Origin of the sequence: Rhizobium sp. RAF36 (assembly GCF_052114105.1) — a bacterium.
In the GTDB taxonomy this organism is placed as follows: domain Bacteria; phylum Pseudomonadota; class Alphaproteobacteria; order Rhizobiales; family Rhizobiaceae; genus Rhizobium.
In genome coordinates, this window is the sequence record NZ_JBFREC010000006.1 from 94,408 (window position 1) to 112,709 (window position 18,302).

Consider the following 18,302-nt stretch of genomic DNA (forward strand, 5'->3'; position numbering starts at 1 on the left):
AAGCGTTAATCGAAATCCTATGCAGCGTTTTCCTGGAACACTTCTGGACGGTTATCGCAACTTCATGAGCGGGCGCTACGCAGATGCGCGCGACCGATACAAGACTCTTGCGGAAAACGGCCAGAACCCGACGACACTCGTCATTGCCTGTTGCGACTCCCGTGCGGCACCGGAGCTTATCTTCGATGCCGGTCCGGGCGAACTCTTCGTTATCCGCAACGTCGCCAATCTCGTTCCGCCTTATGAGCCCGACGGGCATTTTCACGCTACATCCGCGGCGCTGGAATTTGCCGTGCAGGCGCTGAAGGTGACCGACATCGTGGTGATGGGGCATGGTCGTTGCGGGGGCATTCGAGCTGCCCTCGATCCAAGCGCTGAGCCGCTGTCTCAGGGTGACTTCATCGGCCGCTGGATGTCGCTGGTGAAGGACGCTGCCGAACAGATCGGCAGCAACGATATCATGACCCAGACCGAGCGGCAGACGGCGCTGGAGCGTGTATCGATCCGCAACTCGATCAACAATCTGCGGACTTTCCCCGAGGTCAAAGCCCTCGAGAAGGAAGGCAAGATTGCCTTGCACGGCGCCTGGTTCGATATCTCGACCGGCGAACTGTGGGTCATGGATGCGGAAAGCCGGGATTTTATCCGTCCGGAAGTATAGGCCTTAGCCTATAGGTTTATGGGTTCTTTAAGGAATCCCGTTAAGATTTCATCGACAGGCACCCTCAACCACCGGCTTACGGCGGCCTTCGATGAAATTTGAGACAACCAGCAAGATCATTCTGGCGGCAATCCTGCTGCCGTTCATGTTCATGATCGCCGAAGGCGTTCTGGTTGTCCGTTCGTCATTTCATCAATATCTGTCGCTTGAGAAGGACTACCGCTTCGCCGACGTGCTGGCGCGCGGCGGCACGATTGCGGCGACAGAAATTTTGGGTGAGATCGTCGCGACGCGACAGTATCTCGCTCATCCAGGCAGCGAAACCGCTGCAGCGATGCAGCAGAGCCGCCAGCAGCTCGACAGCGAACGTCAGAAGTTCAAAGGTAGCCTGCCGCCGGTCGACCAGCTTGACGGAAACCTGGGTGGCGAGCTTTCCAATCTCGCGCTGGCTTATAGCCGCATCGTCTCTATCCGCGCGGCGGTCGATCGCGGGTTCTATGCCGGGAGCGATCCTGTCTATGTCTATTGGCAGGCAGCGATGAAACAGCTCGACGTCGTCGATGCGCTTTCACCACTCATCCAGGATCCAGTGCTGCTCGGAAAGTCGAACGAGTTGATGGGCGTGCTGCTTACCTATTATGCCGAGCGGTTGATCACCTCACTCGGCACGCGCTACCTCAACGAACACAATTACAGCCTTCGCTCCAGCGACCTCTTCATGCAGGGCAGAACCATGCAGGCGGCGGGCATGGACCATATGGTGTTTCACAGTTCGTCGCCGCTGGTTGCGGCAATCATGGAATATCTGAAGAGCCCCGCGCAGGTTCGTGCCGATGCCGTGACCGACGCGATATTGACGCGGGAGGCCCGTCCGCATGCTGCCGTTCGCGACGAGTGGTCGCGCGCGCAGGCGGAACGCATCGATTTTCTCAAGGGAAAGATCGGCGAAGCCGCTGCCGATATCCACCGCACCGGCGAGGCGCTCGCCAAGCGTTCGCATCTTCACATGACGCTGGTTCTCGTTCTCTGCGGCGGTCTGCTCGTTCTTGCTGGTGTCGTTGCCACGCTGGCGACCAAGGGGTTGAGGATGATCTCGCGCCTGTCACGCGAACGCGAGGCGCTGGTTGGCGAACTCAGAAGCGCCGCGCAGACGGATCTCCTGACCGGTCTCTACAATCGCCGTGGATTCGAGGCGGCTGCCGCAGCACTCTTTGCCCAGGCGGAAAGCGGTTCGCGCTGGATTTCCGTCGTGCTTTTCGATCTCGATCACTTCAAGAAGATCAACGATATCCATGGGCATGATGCGGGTGACATCGTGCTTCGCCATGTCGCGGCAACGGCCAAGCAGCATTTTCGCAGCTTCGACCTTCTGGTCCGGCATGGCGGCGAGGAGTTTCTGGCCCTGCTGCCGGATGCGTCACCGGATGAGGCGGCAGGGATCGCCGAAGGTGTTCGCGCCGCCATCGAGGCTGCGATGGTCGATCTTCCCGGCGGCGAGTGTCTTTCGGTGACTGCGAGCTTCGGCTGCGCCGGCCGGACGCTTGGCGGCGGCACGCACAATTTCGAAGATCTCGTCAAGCGCGCCGATATGGCGCTCTATGCCGCCAAGGCGTCCGGACGTAACCGTGTCGTCTCGGGTCCGCTGGTGCCGCAGGCCACCGCGATCAAAGCCGAGGCCAAATGAAAAAGGCGCCGCAAGCGGCGCCTTCAATTCAATTGCAAATGGGTGGCTTACTGGCCGCCGTCGATCTGCTGGCCGATATAGGCGATCGCCTGCTGGTAGACGGTTGCCGCGTTCCAGCCCTGGATAGCGACGAAATTCGGTTCGCCCGGCTGGTAACCGGCACCTGCCCGCCAGCCATGACCCTTCAGGAAGTTTGCGGTCGAGGCCAGCGCGTCGGCACGCGAACCGACCATGTCGACACGGCCATCGCCATCGCCATCGGCACCGAAGCGGACGACATTGCGCGGCAGGAACTGCGTCTGGCCGATCTCGCCATGTGCGGCGCCGCGCGCCTGCGGGCTCAGATAGCCTTCAGAGACGAGCTGCAGGGCAGCATAGAGCTGGTCGGTGAAATAGTCCGAGCGGCGGCAGTCGTAGGCCAGCGTCGAAACGGCTGACAGCGTGTGCTGCGTGCCCATATAGCTGCCGAAGCCGGTTTCCATGCCCCAGATTGCGATCAGCGGGCCGGCCGGCACGCCGTAGCGGCGCTCGATCGAGGTGAAGAGAGCCTGGTTGGAGCGCTTCATGCCCTTACCGCGGGAAATGATCGCCGCGCCGCCACGCTTCTGCATGAAGGCGTCGAAGGACAGCTTGAAGCTCTTTTGGCCGCGGTCGGCGGCAATCGTCGGACGATTGTAGGCGACGTTGGCGAATGCGCGGCTCAGAACCGACTGGCTGACGCCCTGTGCTGCAGCTTCCTGCTTGAATTGCTGCACCCAGGCATCGAAGCCGGCGCCGTTATTGCCGCATTGCGCGGCGTTGGCCGCCACCGGAACTGCATGGAAAGCGCCCACCGCCGCGATGGCCGCCACCAAGAATTTTGTCATGCGCATGAGAAACCCCGATCTCGATCTGCAGTCGCTGGAATGCCGGGCAGAATGCCAGCCAAGGGTGATTTTGTCACGATCACCTTTTGGCGAGATTGGCCGCCTGCCGCACGATTGCCGCCTGGCTGGTTCAAAGAAAGCCCCGCAAGTCTGACGACATGCGAGGCTGATAGCAAGCTATGGTTAATATTCGGTATCAGGCGGCCTGCTTGCGCGGCTTGATGAGGCCACGATTGACGAGCAGCTCGGCAATCTGAATGGCGTTGAGAGCAGCGCCCTTGCGCAGGTTGTCGGAAACGACCCACATGTTGAGACCGTTTTCGACCGTCGCATCTTCGCGGATACGCGAGATGAAGGTCGCATCTTCACCGGCAGATTCGTAAGGCGTGATGTAGCCGCCGTTCTCATGCTTGTCGATGACGAGGCAGCCCGGTGCATCGCGCAGGATGTCGCGGGCCTGATCGGCGGTGATTTCGTTTTCGAATTCGATGTTGACCGATTCCGAATGGCCGATGAAGACGGGGACGCGAACCGCGGTGCAGGTCACCTTGATCTTCGGGTCAAGCATCTTCTTGGTTTCGGCCAGAACCTTCCACTCTTCCTTCGTATAGCCGTCTTCCATGAAGCTATCGATATGTGGAATGACGTTGAAGGCGATGCGCTTGGTGAACTTCTTGTTCTCGATCGGATCGGCAACAAAGACTGCGCGCGTCTGGTTAAAGAGCTCGTCCATGCCGTCTTTGCCCGCGCCGGAGACCGACTGGTAGGTCGAAACGACGACGCGCTTGATCTTGGCGAAATCATGCAGCGGCTTCAGCGCGACGACGAGCTGGGCGGTCGAGCAATTCGGATTGGCAATGATGTTGCGCTTGGTGAACTGGGTGATGGCGTCCGGGTTCACTTCCGGCACGATCAGCGGCACGTCCTGATCATAGCGCCAGGCAGAGGAGTTATCGATGACGACACAGCCCTGCTGGCCGATCTTCGGCGACCACTTCTTGGAGACTTCGCCGCCGGCAGACATCAGGCAGATGTCGGTGTCGGAGAAATCGTAGTTCTCGAGATTGAAGACCTTCAGCGTCCTGTCGCCGTAGGAGACTTCCGTGCCCTGCGAACGCGAGGAGGCAAGTGCTACGACTTCGTCAGCCGGAAAGCCACGCTCGGAGAGGATGTTGAGCATTTCCCGGCCGACATTTCCGGTTGCTCCCGCGACTGCTACTTTGAAACCCATTTTCAGCTCTCTTTCTCTTCTCTCCTCTTGTCCGGTGAGGGGGGAAAGCGCGAAATCATCGCGGCTTCCTGTCCCCAGCCGAGCCGGGGAGAGAGCGGCAGGCCAGAGACGTCAGACGGTTTTCGTCGTCGTTTTGGCCTTGGTTTTGGAAGAAACCGGAACGGCAATATCCACCCCGGCACTCAGTGCCCGGTCATTGCATGCAGCAATGGCGTGTTCGAAGCGAACCATGGATAATTCCTTTTCCGCCGTTGCTCATAAAACGTTTTCCACAGGAGTCAAGGTTTTTGCGCCTGCGGGCGGCGCCTGGTGCCGGTGCGGCAGATTGTCATACCTGTGTCATCCACATGTCATCCCCCAGGGCTATCTCCGGCCCGTTGTTCATTTACTGCAACGAAAACGGGGGTTTTCCATGCGTATGATTTTTGCCGCTCTGGCGGCCACGACGATTCTTGCCGGTGCCGCGCAGGCGACCACGGTTTATCCGCTTGATCGCGCAACGATTCTTGCCGGTTCGCCATTTGACTTCAAGGTTGAGCTCAGCAAGCAGGTAAAGCCCGAGGACGTGAAGGTTACGGTCAACGGTCAGGATTACAAGACGGTTCTCGGGGGCGAGGCTAAGTTTGTGGAACTGGAAAAGGGTAAGGACGACAAGGCACTCGGTTCCGCCGTCATCCTGCGTGGCCTGACGATCGCCGCACCCGGCGACTACAAGGTCGAAGTGTCGGCCGGCGACGAGAAGAAGTCGGTTACCTGGAATGTCTACGGCACCGGCGACGCGCCGAAGGCCAAGAACGTCATCTTCCTGATCGGCGACGGCCTGTCCGTTGCGCACCGCACCGCCGCCCGTATCATGTCTAAGGGCATGACCGAGGGTAAGGCGAACGGCCGCCTCAACATGGACGATGTGCCGCCGGCAGCTTTCATCGGCACATCGGCAACCAACGCTGTTGCCACCGACTCCGCCAATACCATGTCGGCCTACATGACGGGCCACAAGACAGCCGTCAACGCGATCGGCGTCTATGCAGACCGCACGCCCGACTCGCTCGACGACCCGCGCGTGGAGACGATTGCGGAAGCGATCCGCCGCCAGACCAAGAAGTCGATCGGCATTGTCGCGACCGCCGAAATCGAGGACGCCACACCGGCTGCGGTTGTCTCCCACACGCGCAATCGCAACGACAAGGCCGATATCGTCGGGATGCTTCTCGACGTGAAGCCGGAAGTCGTACTCGGCGGCGGTTCGGCCTATTTCCTCGGAAAGGACGTTCCGGGCTCCAAGCGCAAGGATGACAAGGACTACATCAAGCTCTTCCAGGACGCCGGCTACAAGCTTGCCATCGACAAGAACGAGCTTGCAGCCAACGCATCGGCTGAAGGCAACCTTCTCGGTCTCTTCCATACCGGCAACATGGACGTCACGCTCGATCGCGAATTTCTGAAAAAGGGCACCGTCGAGAAATTCCCGAACCAGCCGGGTCTCGTCGAGATGGCAACGGTCGCGCTCGATCGCCTGTCCAAGAACCCCGACGGTTTCTTCCTGATGGTCGAGGGTTCGTCGATCGACAAGATGTCCCATCCGCTCGATTGGGACCGCGCCGTCGTCGACACCATCGAATTCGACAAGGTCGTCGGCCTTGCCCGCGAATTCCAGAAGGCCCATCCCGATACGCTGATCGTCGTCACCGGCGACCACACCCATGGCGTTTCGATCATCGGTACTGTCGATGACGAAAAGCCGGGCACGGAGATGCGCGAAAAGGTAGGCACCTATGCCGAAGCGGGCTTCCCGAATTATACCGACGACAACGGCGACGGCTATCCCGACAAGATCGATGTCACGCGCCGCCTCTTCCTCAGTGCCAATAACGGCCCCGACCATTACGAGACGTTCCGCCCGAAGCTCGACGGTCCATTCGTTCCTGCCGTGCAGAACGAAAAGAAGGAATATGTCGCCAACGAACAGTACAAGGATGTTCCCGGCGCCGTCTTCGTTCAGGGCAACATTCCGAAGAGCGGCGACAGCGGCGTTCACGCCGTCGATGACGTCGTCCTGCAGTCGGATGGTCCGGGCTCCGAAGGCTTCCGCGGCTACATGGAGCAGAGCGACGTCTACAAGGTACTCGCCGACGCTTTTGCACTCGGTGTCAAACAGACCAACTGACGGAGCGCGGTGAACCGCCTCTTCCGCGTAATCTTCCCGGCCGCCGATCTGCGGCCGGGAACTTGCAAGGAGTTTGATATGCATAGGATCACACGCCGGAGCCTTTTCGGTATGATGATGGCATTGCCGGTGCTGACGTCTGCAAGATGTGTCGAAGCTGCCGACGCAACGCTCAGCTTCGATGAGCTCTATGGCAAATTCGGCGTTCTCGGCCTCGAATTTTCCGAGAAGGTGAAGGCGCTCGCCGGCAGGCAAATCAGCATGCGCGGCTTCATGGCGCCACCATTGAAGGCTGAAGCGCAGTTTTTCGTGCTGACGGAAATTCCGATGTCGCTCTGCCCATTCTGCTCGTCTGATGCCGACTGGCCCGACAATATCGCCGTCGTCTATCTCGACGAGAAGCAGACCTTCGTGCAGCCCAGCCAGACGATCGAAGTGCGCGGCATTCTCGAATACGGCTCGTGGACCGATCCCGAAACCGGCTTCGTCAGCCTGCTGCGCCTGCGCCAGGCCGAATATTCGGCGGTCTGATGCTGGCGCTCGAGATCAGCAATCTGTCGGTGACGTTCAGCGGACTCAACGCACCGGCGCTTGAGATTGGCACGCTGGCGCTGTCTGCCGGCAGCCGGGTTGCGGTGACCGGGGCTTCCGGCTCAGGCAAGAGCACCTTCGTCAACATCATTACCGGGTTGGAACGTGCGGCGCTCGGATCCGTCCGCTGGAACGGTGACGATATCTGCGCTTTGTCCGAGAGCCACCGCGACCGCTTCAGAGCGGGTAACATCGGACTCGTGATGCAGGATTTTCATCTGTTTCCAGGGCTTTCGGCCATCGAGAACATTCTATTGCCCTCCCGTCTGTCGCGCGCCGCCGATGCTCAGATGGTGCTGCGCGCGCATGAACTGCTGATGCGGACCGGCCTTTCACGGCCCAATCAGAACATCGAGACGATGTCGCGCGGCGAGATGCAGCGGGTGGCGATCGCGCGTGCGCTTTTGCGCAAGCCGGGCGTCATCGTCGCAGACGAGCCGACCGCCAGCCTTGATGCCGAAACCGGCCGCATCATCGGCGACCTGCTGCTTGATCTGGCGATTGCGGAAGGCAGCACGCTAATCGTCGTGTCGCATGATCCGCATCTGTCAGGCCGCATGGACCGCCGCCTGTTGCTGTCCTCGGGACGCATCGTTGAAGATGCCTTCAGCAACGAGGTGGCGGCATGATCCGGTTCATCGCCGCCGATCTTCGTCGCCTCTGGGCGGGTTCCCTCGTCGTGGTCCTGCTGATTGCCCTGGCAATAGCGCTCGGCGTTGCGGTCGTCCTGCAGGAGCGGGCGTTGCGGCTCGGCAGTGCGCGGGCGGCCGACAGGTTCGATCTCGTGATCGGCGCTGGCGGCAGCGAGACTCAGCTTGTGCTGTCATCCGTCTTCCTGCAGCCCTCGCCCTTGCCGCTGATGCCGGGTCGAATACTTTCCAAGCTGACTGCCGATCCGCGGGTCGCCTGGGTTTCGCCGATCGGCTTCGGCGATTCCTTTTCCGGCTATCCGATCGCCGGCACCAGCCTGGCCCTGCCCGACAATCTCTCCGGCGGGTTCAGCGAGGGTCGTGGCCTTGCCGCGGAGAACGAAGCCGTTGTCGGCGCAGCGGTCAGCTTGCCGCTCGGATTCGAGATCAAGCCGATGCATGGCTCAGTCGAAATCGGCGGTCATACCCATACCGAAATCGCCTATCGCGTGACCGGCCGCATGAAGCCGACGGGGACCGCCTGGGATCGGGCGATCCTGGTGCCGATCCAGGCTGTCTGGCATATCCATGGCCTTGAATCCGGTGATTCCGCCGATGAAGATCACGATCACGCGGATGACCACGCGCTTGATGATCGCTGGTCCGGCGACTTGCCCGGCCTGCCCGCCGTTCTCGTCAAGCCGAAGTCGATCGCAGATGCCTACAAGCTGCGGCAGGACTATCGCAGCGGCAATACGGTCGCGGTCTTTCCGGGCGAAGTGCTGACCAACCTCTACGCAACGCTTGGCGATGCGAAGCGTATTCTGGTCGCGGTGGCATCCGGCGCACAGGGGCTGGTCGCCGCATCGCTGATCCTGGTGACCGTCATCCATATCGGTCAGCGCCGCCGCCAGATCGGAGCGCTCAGGGCGTTCGGCGCGCCGCGTCTGGCCATCCTCGGCATTGTCTGGGGCGAGTTCTTTGCGCTGATCGCCCTTGGCATCGCGGGCGGCTTTGCGCTGGGCTATTGCGCAGCATCTCTGCTCTCCGGTTTCTTCAGCGCCAGCAGCGGTATTGTCATGCCGGTGGGCTTTGTGCGTGCCGACCTGATACTCGCCGGGCTGCTGATTGCATTTGGCGCCGTTCTTGCTGCGCTGCCTGCGATTCTGGCCTACCGGCAATCTCCGGCGGAAGCCCTCAGGGCGTGATAATGCAGGCTGCTACGCGAAGCTGTGCAAACACGTTAGACTAAAGTCATAATCCCAAAGCCGCTCTCTTTATCCGAATTCTTTTCTGCCACACTCTTCGCAGGTGAGCCGCGTCCAGGGGCATACTTTGAGGAGAGTTTGGGACGCGCCTTGCTGCTCATCATTCTGTGGAGGACAGACAATGGCAAATATCGCAAGCGCCGAGAGCGCAAAAGCCCGTCCGATGACTGGAGAGGAAAGGAAGGTCATCTTCGCCTCGTCGCTCGGTACGGTCTTCGAATGGTATGATTTCTATCTCTATGGTGCGCTCGCAACCTATATCGGCGCCACCTACTTCACCCAGTATCCCGAAGCCACGCGCAACATCTTCACGCTTCTTGCCTTCGCGGCAGGCTTCTTGGTCCGTCCGTTTGGCGCTCTGGTCTTCGGCCGCCTCGGCGATCTCGTCGGACGCAAATACACCTTTCTCGTCACGATCCTGATCATGGGTTTCTCGACCTTCCTCGTCGGTGTCCTTCCGGGTGCGGCGACCATCGGCATCGCGGCTCCGATCATCCTGATCGTGCTTCGCCTGCTGCAGGGTCTGGCACTCGGCGGTGAATATGGCGGTGCTGCGACCTATGTCGCGGAACACGCGCCGAATGGCCGCCGCGGCTACTTCACATCCTGGATCCAGACGACGGCAACGCTCGGCCTTTTCCTGTCACTGATCGTCATTATCGGTGTGCAGCAGATACTCGGTACGACGGCATTTGCGGCCTGGGGCTGGCGCATTCCGTTCCTGGTTTCCATTCTGCTGCTCGGCGTTTCGGTCTGGATTCGTCTGAAGATGAACGAATCTCCGGCCTTCCAGAAGATGAAGGCGGAGGGCAAGGGTTCGAAGGCACCGCTGACGGAAGCCTTCGGCACCTGGAAGAATGCCAAGATCGCCATCATCGCGCTGCTCGGTGCAACGATGGGTCAGGCTGTCGTCTGGTACGGCGGTCAGTTTTATTCGCTGTTCTTCCTGCAGAACGTTCTGAAGGTGGATCTGCAGTCGGCCAATATCATGGTGGCGATCGCGCTGATCCTGGCGACACCGTTCTTCGTCGTCTTCGGCTCGCTTTCCGACAAGATCGGCCGCAAGCCGATCATCATGGCGGGTCTGCTTATCGCCGCCATCACCTACCAGCCGCTGTTCAAGGCGATGACCTATATGGCCAATCCGGCCCTCTATGAGGCACAGGCCTCGATCCGCGCAACGGTGACCGCCGATCCGGCAGATTGCAAGTTCCAGTTCAACCCGACCGGTACGTCGAAGTTCACCAGCTCCTGCGACGTGGCCACGGCGTTCCTGACGAAGAATTCGGTGCCTTACGATGTCGTGCCCGGCCCTGCCGGACAGCCGGCAACGGTCAAGGTCGGCGACGCCACGATCGCTAGCTTCGACGTCATCGCTGCTGGCGACAAGGCCAAGGGCATGACGGCGGCTTTCGAGAAGAGCACCAACATTGCGCTTCACGATGCCGGTTACCCGCTGAACCGCGGTGCTGCCAAGGTTCCGGATTCCAAGCTCGATGCTTTTATCGCCGCTAACCCGGAGCTCAACCTGAACGCCGAGACGATCCGCGCCGGCGAGAAGGAAACCATGCCTGCCGACAAGCTGGTCGCTGGCAAGCTGCTGACGGCTGAGGAAGCGAACGGCGTCACCGACATGGCGGTCTATACGGTCGCCGGTGGTGGCACCTTCGCCATGGTGGCTGATCCGGCACGCGTCAACTGGGTCGGTACGATCGCCGTACTTTTCGTTCTCGTGCTCTACGTGACGATGGTCTATGGCCCGATCGCAGCACTGCTGGTCGAGCTCTTCCCGACCCGTATCCGCTACACCGGCATGTCGCTGCCCTACCATATCGGCAATGGCTGGTTCGGGGGTCTGCTTCCGGCAACAGCCTTCGCGATGAGCGCGGCTGCCGGCGATATCTACTACGGTCTCTGGTATCCGATCGTCTTCGCAGGCATCACGCTGGTCATCGGCCTGCTGTTCCTGCCGGAAACCAAGAACCGCGATATCCACGCCGACTAAGACCGGATGGATTGAGACGATAGAACCCGGCGCTCACAAGGCGCCGGGTTTTTTATGCGCGCAGCAGCCGTTTCGGAGCGGGCCAGCCGTCAGCGAGCTTGAAGAGGACGCCGTAGCGCGAAAAGACGATGGCGATCATCAACGAGAACCAGCCACCGAGCGCCAGTCCGGCGATCACGTCGCTCGGATAGTGAGCGCTGACCATGACGCGGGTCATGCCGAGCCAGAGCGCACAGGCGAGGAAAACGACGCGGTATCGGGGAAAGAGAAGCGATAGCGCGGCGAAGAAGGCGCCGATCGTCGTCGCATGTCCCGAAGGGAAGCTTTCGAAGGCTGCATTTCCGGATAAGGGCGAGAAGGAAAATATCCCGTAGTCGTCGAAATGCTGCGGCCGGGCGCGGCCGATCACCCGCTTGAGGATGTTGGCGAGGATGCCGGAGAGCGCGATGGAGATCAGCAGATAGGCGCCGATCCAGCACATCTGCAGTGCTTGAATGCGGGTGCGCAGCGATCTGACGACGCGAAGGGCTGCAAGGCCTTCGAAGAAGAGAAAGGCGCTGGTGATGCTGATCCAGCCCGAGGTGCCGAAATCGGTGAGGATACGGCCGAGGCGGCGCATGGCGGGCGGCACGTGCCCGGCGCCGACAGGACCATCCAGCAGCAGCATGGAGAGTAGAACGGCATTGAAAGTGATGAACAGGCAGGTCTGCCAGCGTAGTTGCGGCATCCGGCAGGTGCTGCGCCGCCAGCGCCTGTCGAGCGAAGAAAGTATCGCCTGCATCCAATTCGATCCGTTCAAAAATCAATATCGAGAACGGCGCGACGGTAACATCGGGTGGCGACAGTTTTTTTACGAAGGCTGTCAGATCAGACGGCTGAGCCGCGGTATTGGCCAGCCTTCACGGCCGACTGAGAAGACGAAGCCGAAACGGGCGAAAGCCATCGACAGCGCGAAAGCCAGCCATGCGCCGAGCGCCAATCCGGCGGCGACGTCGCTTGGATAGTGGACACCGATGATGACGCGCGTCGCGCCGAGCCAGAGGCCGATGCCGATGAACACCAGCCGGAAGCGCGGAAAGAGCAGCGCCAGAGACATGAATAGCGCGCCAATATTGGCCGAATGCCCGGACGGAAAGCTCTGGTGCAGAAAATCCCAGCTGAAGGGCGTGAAGCTGAAGATGCCTTCCTGCTCGTAAAGCAGCGGCCGGGCGCGGCCGATCAGGAATTTCAGCGGGTTGGCGATGGCGCTGGCCAGGATGACGGAAAGGCCGACATAGGCGGCCATTTGGCCGAAATAGGCCATGCGGAATCGCCTTCGCACCTTCCAGAGGCGGCGGCGGACTACGTAGCTGGTAACCAGGATCGTCAGCAGACCGGCAAGAATCCAGGCGAGCCTGCCGATATCGGTGACGTCGCCTGCAAACGAGACGAGCGGCGGCGAAAGGCTCTTTACCGCTTGGCCCAGCGGCCGGTCGAAAACGAAGAAGGCGATGGCGACGGCATTGATGGCGAAGAGCGCGAAGGCCTTCCAGGGAACCCGCCGATGGATCGTGCGCCGCGCCTCATAGCGCTTCTTCAGATAGGCCCTGCAGCCTGGCTTCGGTCCGGCGGTGTCGCTCATTCTGTCCCTTCGTCGTTGGCACGGGGGAGATAGGGAGACGAGGCGCCGGCTTCAATGAAAAAGCCCTCCGCGCGGCTGCGCGAAGGGCCTTGAAAAGCGTTTCACGTGAAATATCAGGCCGAGAGCGCCTTGAATTCCGCAAGGATTGCCGCTCCCATCTCGATGGTGCCGACCTGCTTGCAGCCGTCGGCCATGATGTCGCCGGTGCGGATGCCCTTGTCGAGAACGTTGGCGATCGCTTTTTCGAGGTTGTCGGCTTCAGTGACCATGTTGAAGGAATAACGCAGGCACATGGCGAAGGAGGCGATCATGGCGATCGGGTTGGCGATGCCCTTGCCGGCAATGTCAGGGGCCGAGCCATGAACCGGCTCGTAAAGCGCCTTGCGCTTGCCGGTCTTGCCATCGGGCGCGCCGAGCGAAGCCGACGGCAGCATGCCGAGCGAGCCTGTCAGCATGGCGGCAACGTCGGAGAGCATGTCGCCGAACAGGTTGTCGGTGACGATGACGTCGAACTGCTTCGGCGCGCGGACTAGCTGCATGCCGCCGGCATCAGCCAGCATATGGTCGAGCTGGACGTCCGAATATTTTTCCTTGTGCGTTGCCGTCACCACCTGGTTCCAGAGGACGCCAGACTTCATGACGTTGCGCTTTTCCATCGAGCAGACGCGGTTCTGGCGAGTGCGGGCCATTTCGAAGGCCACGCCGGCAATGCGTTCGATTTCGTAGGTGTCGTAGACCTGCGTATCGATGCCGCGCTTCTGGCCGTTGCCGAGATCGATGATCTCCTTCGGTTCGCCGAAATAGACGCCGCCTGTCAGCTCGCGGATGATGAGGATATCGAGACCTTCGACCAGTTCCGGCTTCAGCGAGGAAGCGGAAGCGAGTGCCGGATAGCAGATCGCCGGGCGAAGGTTTGCGAAGAGTTCCAGATCCTTGCGCAGGCGCAGCAGGCCAGCTTCCGGACGGACTTCGTAAGGTACGCTATCCCATTTCGGGCCGCCGACGGCGCCGAACAGAACGGCATCGGCGGCGAGCGCCTTCTGCATGTCGGCTTCCGAGATCGCCTGGCCATGTGCGTCATAGGCCGAGCCGCCGACGAGGCCTTCGTCGGTTACGAAACCTGATTTCATCTCCTCGTTCATGTAGGCGATGATCTTGCGGACTTCGCCCATGGCTTCAGGACCAATGCCGTCGCCCGGCAGCAGGAAGAGATTGCGCGCTGTCATGAAACCCTCCGAAGGAAAAACAAGCTGCGGCTTCTTAGACCCCGGAAATCGGCATTTCAAGCAAGGGAGAGGCCGAATCGGTACGGTTTGCCGCGGTATCGGCTGGCAGCGAAGTGTTGACCCCTGCTTGTCTCCGGGCCAAGAAGACCGTCAGGTTTCAAGAAATGGAATTCAGAATGTCCCCGTCCCCATTGCATCTCAACACCCCTCTCCTGCGCAGCGCCGCCGATTACAGCGCCAGCGGCAAGCCGCTATGGCTGAAACTCGATGCCTTGCAGCCATCCGGAAGCTTCAAGATGCGCGGCGTCAGCAGGCTTTGCCAGCATGAAGTGGAGAATGGTGCGAAGGAGATCTTCTGCGCGTCCGGCGGCAATGCCGGGATCGCGGCGGCCTTTGCCGGGCGCGCGCTCGGTGTGCCCGTGACCATCGTCGTGCCGGAGACGACATCGGCGGAGGTTCGGCAGTTGATCGAGGCGGCCGGCGCTTCCGTGCTGGTTCACGGCTCCGTCTTCGATGAAGCGAATGCCTATGCGATCAAACTCTCCGAAGCCCGGAATGCCGCCTATGTTCATCCCTTCGACCATCCGCTGCTCTGGGAAGGGCATGGAACGCTGATCGATGAAGCTGTGGCTTCAGGCGCAAAATTTGACTGCGTCGTCGTCAGCGTCGGCGGCGGCGGCCTGCTTGCCGGTATCGTTGCCGGGTTGAAGCGCAATGGTCTTGATAATGTGCCTGTGATTGCCGTCGAGACCGAAGGGGCTGCCTCCTTCCATGAGGCGTTGAAGGCGAAGGAGCGCATCACTCTGCCTGCCATCACCTCGATCGCCAATTCGCTCGGTGCGCGGCAGGTGGCGCAGCATGTCTTCGATCTGCCCAGCCATCACCCGATCGAAAGCGTGACGGTGACGGACGCGCAAGCGGTGGCTGCCTGCCTGAAATTTGCGGATGCGCACCGTATTCTCGTCGAGCCCGCCTGCGGGGCCGCACTTGCGGTCGCCGATGTGCATGCCGGTCTGCTGTCGCGCTTCGAAAATCCGCTGATCGAAGTCTGCGGCGGTATCGGCGTTTCGCTCGACAAGCTCAAGGTCTGGAAAGAGCGGTTTCTCTGATCAAAATGAAAAAGCCGGGCGAGAGCCCGGCTTTTTTGTCCGTCGTTTCCGATGCCTCAGGCGGCCCAGGGGCGCGAAGCGCTGTTCTGCTTTTCGAAGCTGTCGATCGCCTTGCTCTTTTCCATCGTCAGGCCGATATCGTCGAGACCGTTCAGCAGGCAGTGGCGCTTGAACGCGTCCAGATCGAACTTTATCGAGCCGCCATCCGGGCCGGTGATCTCAAGATTTTCCAGGTCGACGGTCAGAATGGCGTTGGAGCCGCGCGACGCGTCGTCCATCAGCTTGTCGAGGTCTTCCTGGCTGACCTTGATCGGCAGAATGCCGTTCTTGAAGCAGTTGTTGTAGAAAATGTCGGCGAAGCTGGTGGAGATGATGCAGCGGATGCCGAAGTCGAGCAGCGCCCACGGAGCGTGTTCGCGCGAAGAGCCACAGCCGAAATTGTCGCCGGCAACCAGGATCTTGGCATCGCGGTAAGCCGGCTTGTTGAGCACGAAATCGGCATTTTCCGAGCCGTCTTCATTGTAGCGGGCTTCGGCGAAGAGGCCGGTACCGAGGCCGGTGCGCTTGATGGTCTTCAGATAGTCCTTCGGGATGATCATGTCCGTGTCGATGTTGACGACGGGCAAGGGCGCGGCAACGCCGGTGAGCTTCACGAATTTATCCATGACCTAGGCTCCAAATTCAGCGGATGTACTTTCGTTGATCAGCATCTAGTCCAGTTTTTTGCCGAAATGAAGGAGAATCTTTCCAAAGTGGCGGCTGCGCGGCGTTTCGCGCAGCCTGCCGGGTCGCTTGGGCGGCTATTTCGATGCTTCGTTCAGACCCCAGATGACACCGAAAGGATCGCGCAACTGGCCGTAACGGTCGCCCCAGAACATCAGTTCGATCGGCATGACGACTTCTGCGCCGGCGGCAACCGCGCGGTTCCACCAGGCATCGATATCGTCGATGACAAGCTGGATGGCGAAGCCTTCATGACCTTTGAAGGGATGGCCATATTCGGGATAGGCATCCGACAACATCAGCGAACTGCCATTGATGTAGAGATGCACATGCATCGTTCGGCCCTTTTCGTCGGCCGGAACGACATAGGCCTCTTCGGCGCCGAATGCCTTCTTGTAAAATTCCGCAGCCTTGAGGGCGCCATCAACAGTCAGATAGGGCAGCAGGCCATTCTTGACCGGCGGCATCTTGGCGGGTGCGTTTTCCGTCGTGCTCATTCTTTCCTCCGTCTCCTGATTTTGAAGGTCCGGCATCGTAGCCGTCCGTCTCAAGGACGTAGAGATCACACGTGCGCCGACAGCGCCCCGAAGAATTTTTCGTGAAGGCTTAAGCTGGCTCTGAAATCAGAGATCGATGATCGTGCCGCGACCATCGTTCCAGATGCGCATTTCGCGCTGCTGGGTTTGGGCCTTGGCGCGCACCGGAGCCGGTTTCATCTTCAGCGACATTGCGCGGCCAACCATCAGTACGGTCAGGATGCCGCCGACGGCGAGCGTGACCGAGAAGGTGAACAGCGCCAGCGCCACGAATACGGTGACGCCTGCCAGCATGAGGAAGATGGAACGGATATTCTGCATAATTCTAGACCTCTCTTCGAAAGGAATGTGGTCCTTGATTTCCCTCCTTGCAAGGCAAGCATGGCTTTTTGTTGTCTTGTCAGCCTTCACAAAGCTTGGCACACATTCGTGATGAGCCGAAATTCCCCTGCCCGTTCCTTTACTCTGCGCCGTTCTGTGCTGAGCGTTCCCGCGATCAATGCCCGCGCGCTGGAGAAGACCCATGTGCTGGATTGCGATGCAGTGATCTTCGATCTGGAAGATTCGGTTGCACCGGAAAAGAAGGATGAGGCGCGGCAAAACCTGAAGGCTTTCTTTGCTGGCCCAGCACTCGAAGGCAAAGAGAGGATCATCCGCATCAATGCTCTCTCTTCCGGCTTCGGCCCTGCCGATATGGAACTGGTGCGCACGCTTGAGCCGGATGCGGTGCTTCTGCCGAAGGTCAGCGAGCCGCAGGATGTCATGGCGATCAGTGACATGCTTGGCGATGCCGACGCGCCTGATACGCTCCGGATCTGGGCGATGATCGAGACGCCGCGGGGTATCCTGAACAGCGCGGCGATCGCCGAATTCGGGCGCACCGCCGGCTCGAGGCTCGATTGCTTCGTCGTCGGCCTCAACGACCTGCGCAAGGAAACCGGCGTGCTGCCGCAGCCGGGGCGGACCTATCTGGTGCCGTGGCTGATGCAGGTGATCCTCGCGGTGCGGGCTTACGGCCTTGATGCGATCGACAGCGTTTTCAACGATTTCAAGGATACAGATGCCTTCGAGGCCGAATGCGCGCAAGCACGGGCCATGGGCTTCGACGGCAAGATGCTGATCCATCCGGCGCAGATCGATGCCGCCAACCGGCATTTTGCACCCGGCGAGGCGGCGATCCGCGAAGCCCGGGAGATCATTGCTGCCTTTGCCGATCCTGCGACCGATGGCCTCAACGTCATCAATTCAAACGGCCGGATGATCGAGCGCCTGCATCTTGTCCAGGCGGAAAGTCTGGTTCATAAATCCCGCCTCATTGCTGAACGGAAATCATGACATGAAGCTTTACCGCCTTCTGACCGGCCAGGACGATGCCGCCTTCTGCCACCGTGTCACCGATGCCCTCAACAAGGGCTGGTCGCTGCAGGGCTCTCCCTCGGTCACCTTCAACGCCGAGACCAAGCAGATCATCGCCGCCCAGGCGATCGTCAAGGACGTCGAAGGCAAGGACTACCACCCGGATATGAAGCTCTCCGAGCAGTAATACCTATCGGTCGGCTGCTTCTTCGGCGCTTTCTTCGATCCGCTCCATGTCGTCATCGCTGAGGCCGAAGTGGTGGCCGATTTCGTGGATGAGGACGTGGGTGATGATATCGCCGAGCGTCTCGTCGTTCTCGGCCCAGTAATCGAGGATCGGACGGCGGTAGAGGCGGATGCGGTTCGGCAGTTCGCCGGTTTCCATCGTGAACCGTTCCGAAATGCCCCGGCCCTCGAAAAGGCCGAGCAGATCGAAAGGCGTTTCCAGCGCCATATCCTCGAAAACGTCGTCATCAGGAAAATCTTCGATCTCGATCGTCAGATTGGCGGTCAGAGAACGAAATTCGTCCGGCAGGTGGCTGTAGGCCTCCATCGCCAGCGATTCAAATGAGCTGAGCGTCGGTGCATGGCGATCACGCCAATCCTCGCTCTGGTCTATGCGGGCCATC

19 protein-coding genes and 1 pseudogene are annotated in these 18,302 nt (G+C 60.3%); 10 read left to right on the plus strand and 10 right to left on the minus strand.

All coding sequences use genetic code 11. The features are described from left to right. Positions 1-19 precede the first annotated feature (19 nt). Both AB4Z25_RS20680 and AB4Z25_RS20685 read left to right on the plus strand, forming a co-directional pair. The gene (locus AB4Z25_RS20680; protein WP_112517881.1) at positions 20-661 is read left to right on the plus strand and encodes a carbonic anhydrase; all 642 of its coding nucleotides are present in this window, start codon (positions 20-22) and stop codon (positions 659-661) included. 91 nt (positions 662-752) lie between these two features. Beyond that, the gene (locus AB4Z25_RS20685; protein WP_112540379.1) at positions 753-2,345 is read left to right on the plus strand and encodes a diguanylate cyclase; all 1,593 of its coding nucleotides are present in this window, start codon (positions 753-755) and stop codon (positions 2,343-2,345) included. A 47-nt stretch (positions 2,346-2,392) separates the two neighbouring features. On the opposite strand, the gene AB4Z25_RS20690 is transcribed toward AB4Z25_RS20685, so the two are convergent. From AB4Z25_RS20690 to AB4Z25_RS20700, 3 genes and pseudogenes are all read right to left on the minus strand, one after another. Then, on the minus strand, positions 2,393-3,217 hold the full coding sequence (locus AB4Z25_RS20690) for a lytic murein transglycosylase (RefSeq protein ID WP_112385974.1): 825 nt from the start codon (positions 3,215-3,217) through the stop codon (positions 2,393-2,395). A 190-nt stretch (positions 3,218-3,407) separates the two neighbouring features. Continuing rightward, positions 3,408-4,442: an aspartate-semialdehyde dehydrogenase gene (locus AB4Z25_RS20695; RefSeq protein WP_112540381.1), complete on the minus strand. Its 1,035-nt coding sequence runs from the start codon at positions 4,440-4,442 to the stop codon at positions 3,408-3,410. A 111-nt stretch (positions 4,443-4,553) separates the two neighbouring features. Beyond that, positions 4,554-4,737, minus strand: a pseudogene (locus AB4Z25_RS20700) (hypothetical protein); the annotation flags it as partial. 117 nt (positions 4,738-4,854) lie between these two features. Here AB4Z25_RS20700 and AB4Z25_RS20705 point away from each other — a divergent pair. The 5 genes from AB4Z25_RS20705 (at position 4,855) to AB4Z25_RS20725 (ending at position 11,102) form a co-directional block, all read left to right on the plus strand. Continuing rightward, positions 4,855-6,609 (plus strand): alkaline phosphatase, encoded by a 1,755-nt coding sequence (locus AB4Z25_RS20705; protein WP_112540383.1) that lies wholly within the window; start codon positions 4,855-4,857, stop codon positions 6,607-6,609. 78 nt (positions 6,610-6,687) lie between these two features. Beyond that, positions 6,688-7,140: a hypothetical protein gene (locus AB4Z25_RS20710; protein WP_112540501.1), complete on the plus strand. Its 453-nt coding sequence runs from the start codon at positions 6,688-6,690 to the stop codon at positions 7,138-7,140. Further along, on the plus strand, positions 7,140-7,829 hold the full coding sequence (locus AB4Z25_RS20715) for an ATP-binding cassette domain-containing protein (protein ID WP_112540384.1): 690 nt from the start codon (positions 7,140-7,142) through the stop codon (positions 7,827-7,829). The genes AB4Z25_RS20710 and AB4Z25_RS20715 overlap by 1 nt, the downstream gene beginning before the upstream one ends. Further along, the gene (locus AB4Z25_RS20720; protein ID WP_112540385.1) at positions 7,826-9,037 is read left to right on the plus strand and encodes an FtsX-like permease family protein; all 1,212 of its coding nucleotides are present in this window, start codon (positions 7,826-7,828) and stop codon (positions 9,035-9,037) included. The genes AB4Z25_RS20715 and AB4Z25_RS20720 overlap by 4 nt, the downstream gene beginning before the upstream one ends. Positions 9,038-9,218: 181 nt before the next feature. Beyond that, a complete protein-coding gene (locus AB4Z25_RS20725) occupies positions 9,219-11,102 on the plus strand; it encodes an MFS transporter (RefSeq protein ID WP_112540386.1) in 1,884 nt (627 codons plus the stop codon). A gap of 52 nt (positions 11,103-11,154) precedes the next feature. On the opposite strand, the gene lpxE is transcribed toward AB4Z25_RS20725, so the two are convergent. The 3 genes from lpxE to leuB form a co-directional block, all read right to left on the minus strand. Then, complete coding sequence (gene lpxE / locus AB4Z25_RS20730; RefSeq protein ID WP_112540387.1) at positions 11,155-11,883, minus strand: lipid A 1-phosphatase LpxE; 729 nt, start codon at positions 11,881-11,883, stop codon at positions 11,155-11,157. A gap of 81 nt (positions 11,884-11,964) precedes the next feature. Beyond that, entirely contained in the window at positions 11,965-12,723 is a 759-nt protein-coding gene (locus AB4Z25_RS20735) for a phosphatase PAP2 family protein (protein ID WP_112540388.1), read from the minus strand. A 113-nt stretch (positions 12,724-12,836) separates the two neighbouring features. After that, positions 12,837-13,949, minus strand: a complete 1,113-nt coding sequence (gene leuB, locus AB4Z25_RS20740) for a 3-isopropylmalate dehydrogenase (RefSeq protein ID WP_112540389.1) — start codon at positions 13,947-13,949, stop codon at positions 12,837-12,839. A 176-nt stretch (positions 13,950-14,125) separates the two neighbouring features. On the opposite strand from leuB, the gene AB4Z25_RS20745 reads away from it, so the two are divergent. Continuing rightward, positions 14,126-15,058: a pyridoxal-phosphate dependent enzyme gene (locus AB4Z25_RS20745; RefSeq protein ID WP_112540390.1), complete on the plus strand. Its 933-nt coding sequence runs from the start codon at positions 14,126-14,128 to the stop codon at positions 15,056-15,058. A 56-nt stretch (positions 15,059-15,114) separates the two neighbouring features. On the opposite strand, the gene leuD is transcribed toward AB4Z25_RS20745, so the two are convergent. From leuD to AB4Z25_RS20760, 3 genes are all read right to left on the minus strand, one after another. Then, positions 15,115-15,723, minus strand: a complete 609-nt coding sequence (gene leuD / locus AB4Z25_RS20750; protein WP_112540391.1) for a 3-isopropylmalate dehydratase small subunit — start codon at positions 15,721-15,723, stop codon at positions 15,115-15,117. A 135-nt stretch (positions 15,724-15,858) separates the two neighbouring features. Beyond that, positions 15,859-16,278 carry a VOC family protein gene (locus AB4Z25_RS20755; protein WP_112517969.1) on the minus strand — a complete coding sequence of 140 codons (420 nt, stop codon included), beginning with the start codon at positions 16,276-16,278 and terminating at the stop codon, positions 15,859-15,861. Between the two features lie 126 nt (positions 16,279-16,404). Continuing rightward, complete coding sequence (locus AB4Z25_RS20760; RefSeq protein WP_112385962.1) at positions 16,405-16,638, minus strand: hypothetical protein; 234 nt, start codon at positions 16,636-16,638, stop codon at positions 16,405-16,407. 111 nt (positions 16,639-16,749) lie between these two features. Here AB4Z25_RS20760 and AB4Z25_RS20765 point away from each other — a divergent pair, with 111 nt between their 5' ends. Together AB4Z25_RS20765 and AB4Z25_RS20770 are read left to right on the plus strand one after the other, a co-directional pair. After that, positions 16,750-17,652, plus strand: a complete 903-nt coding sequence (locus AB4Z25_RS20765) for an HpcH/HpaI aldolase/citrate lyase family protein (RefSeq protein ID WP_112540392.1) — start codon at positions 16,750-16,752, stop codon at positions 17,650-17,652. Position 17,653: 1 nt separating this feature from the next. Next, positions 17,654-17,860 carry a DUF1737 domain-containing protein gene (locus AB4Z25_RS20770; RefSeq protein WP_112385960.1) on the plus strand — a complete coding sequence of 69 codons (207 nt, stop codon included), beginning with the start codon at positions 17,654-17,656 and terminating at the stop codon, positions 17,858-17,860. Positions 17,861-17,863: 3 nt separating this feature from the next. Here the strand turns inward: AB4Z25_RS20770 and AB4Z25_RS20775 are convergent, their stop codons facing one another. Further along, positions 17,864-18,301 carry a metallopeptidase family protein gene (locus AB4Z25_RS20775; protein WP_112385959.1) on the minus strand — a complete coding sequence of 146 codons (438 nt, stop codon included), beginning with the start codon at positions 18,299-18,301 and terminating at the stop codon, positions 17,864-17,866. Between the last annotated feature and the right edge of the window lies 1 nt (position 18,302).

Excerpts from the sequence above, each read along its gene's own strand:
- AB4Z25_RS20770 (WP_112385960.1), top strand. The coding sequence starts at position 17,654 with ATGAAGCTTTACCGCCTTCTGACCGGCCAGGACGATGCCGCCTTCTGC.
- AB4Z25_RS20715 (WP_112540384.1), top strand. The coding sequence starts at position 7,140 with ATGCTGGCGCTCGAGATCAGCAATCTGTCGGTGACGTTCAGCGGACTC.
- leuD (WP_112540391.1), bottom strand. The coding sequence starts at position 15,723 with ATGGATAAATTCGTGAAGCTCACCGGCGTTGCCGCGCCCTTGCCCGTC.
- AB4Z25_RS20775 (WP_112385959.1), bottom strand. The coding sequence starts at position 18,301 with ATGGCCCGCATAGACCAGAGCGAGGATTGGCGTGATCGCCATGCACCG.
- leuB (WP_112540389.1), bottom strand. The coding sequence starts at position 13,949 with ATGACAGCGCGCAATCTCTTCCTGCTGCCGGGCGACGGCATTGGTCCT.
- AB4Z25_RS20755 (WP_112517969.1), bottom strand. The coding sequence starts at position 16,278 with ATGAGCACGACGGAAAACGCACCCGCCAAGATGCCGCCGGTCAAGAAT.
- AB4Z25_RS20705 (WP_112540383.1), top strand. The coding sequence starts at position 4,855 with ATGCGTATGATTTTTGCCGCTCTGGCGGCCACGACGATTCTTGCCGGT.
- AB4Z25_RS20685 (WP_112540379.1), top strand. The coding sequence starts at position 753 with ATGAAATTTGAGACAACCAGCAAGATCATTCTGGCGGCAATCCTGCTG.
- AB4Z25_RS20690 (WP_112385974.1), bottom strand. The coding sequence starts at position 3,217 with ATGCGCATGACAAAATTCTTGGTGGCGGCCATCGCGGCGGTGGGCGCT.
- AB4Z25_RS20710 (WP_112540501.1), top strand. The coding sequence starts at position 6,688 with ATGCATAGGATCACACGCCGGAGCCTTTTCGGTATGATGATGGCATTG.
- AB4Z25_RS20760 (WP_112385962.1), bottom strand. The coding sequence starts at position 16,638 with ATGCAGAATATCCGTTCCATCTTCCTCATGCTGGCAGGCGTCACCGTA.
- AB4Z25_RS20680 (WP_112517881.1), top strand. The coding sequence starts at position 20 with ATGCAGCGTTTTCCTGGAACACTTCTGGACGGTTATCGCAACTTCATG.
- AB4Z25_RS20765 (WP_112540392.1), top strand. The coding sequence starts at position 16,750 with ATGAGCCGAAATTCCCCTGCCCGTTCCTTTACTCTGCGCCGTTCTGTG.
- AB4Z25_RS20725 (WP_112540386.1), top strand. The coding sequence starts at position 9,219 with ATGGCAAATATCGCAAGCGCCGAGAGCGCAAAAGCCCGTCCGATGACT.
- lpxE (WP_112540387.1), bottom strand. The coding sequence starts at position 11,883 with ATGCAGGCGATACTTTCTTCGCTCGACAGGCGCTGGCGGCGCAGCACC.
- AB4Z25_RS20720 (WP_112540385.1), top strand. The coding sequence starts at position 7,826 with ATGATCCGGTTCATCGCCGCCGATCTTCGTCGCCTCTGGGCGGGTTCC.
- AB4Z25_RS20695 (WP_112540381.1), bottom strand. The coding sequence starts at position 4,442 with ATGGGTTTCAAAGTAGCAGTCGCGGGAGCAACCGGAAATGTCGGCCGG.
- AB4Z25_RS20745 (WP_112540390.1), top strand. The coding sequence starts at position 14,126 with ATGTCCCCGTCCCCATTGCATCTCAACACCCCTCTCCTGCGCAGCGCC.
- AB4Z25_RS20735 (WP_112540388.1), bottom strand. The coding sequence starts at position 12,723 with ATGAGCGACACCGCCGGACCGAAGCCAGGCTGCAGGGCCTATCTGAAG.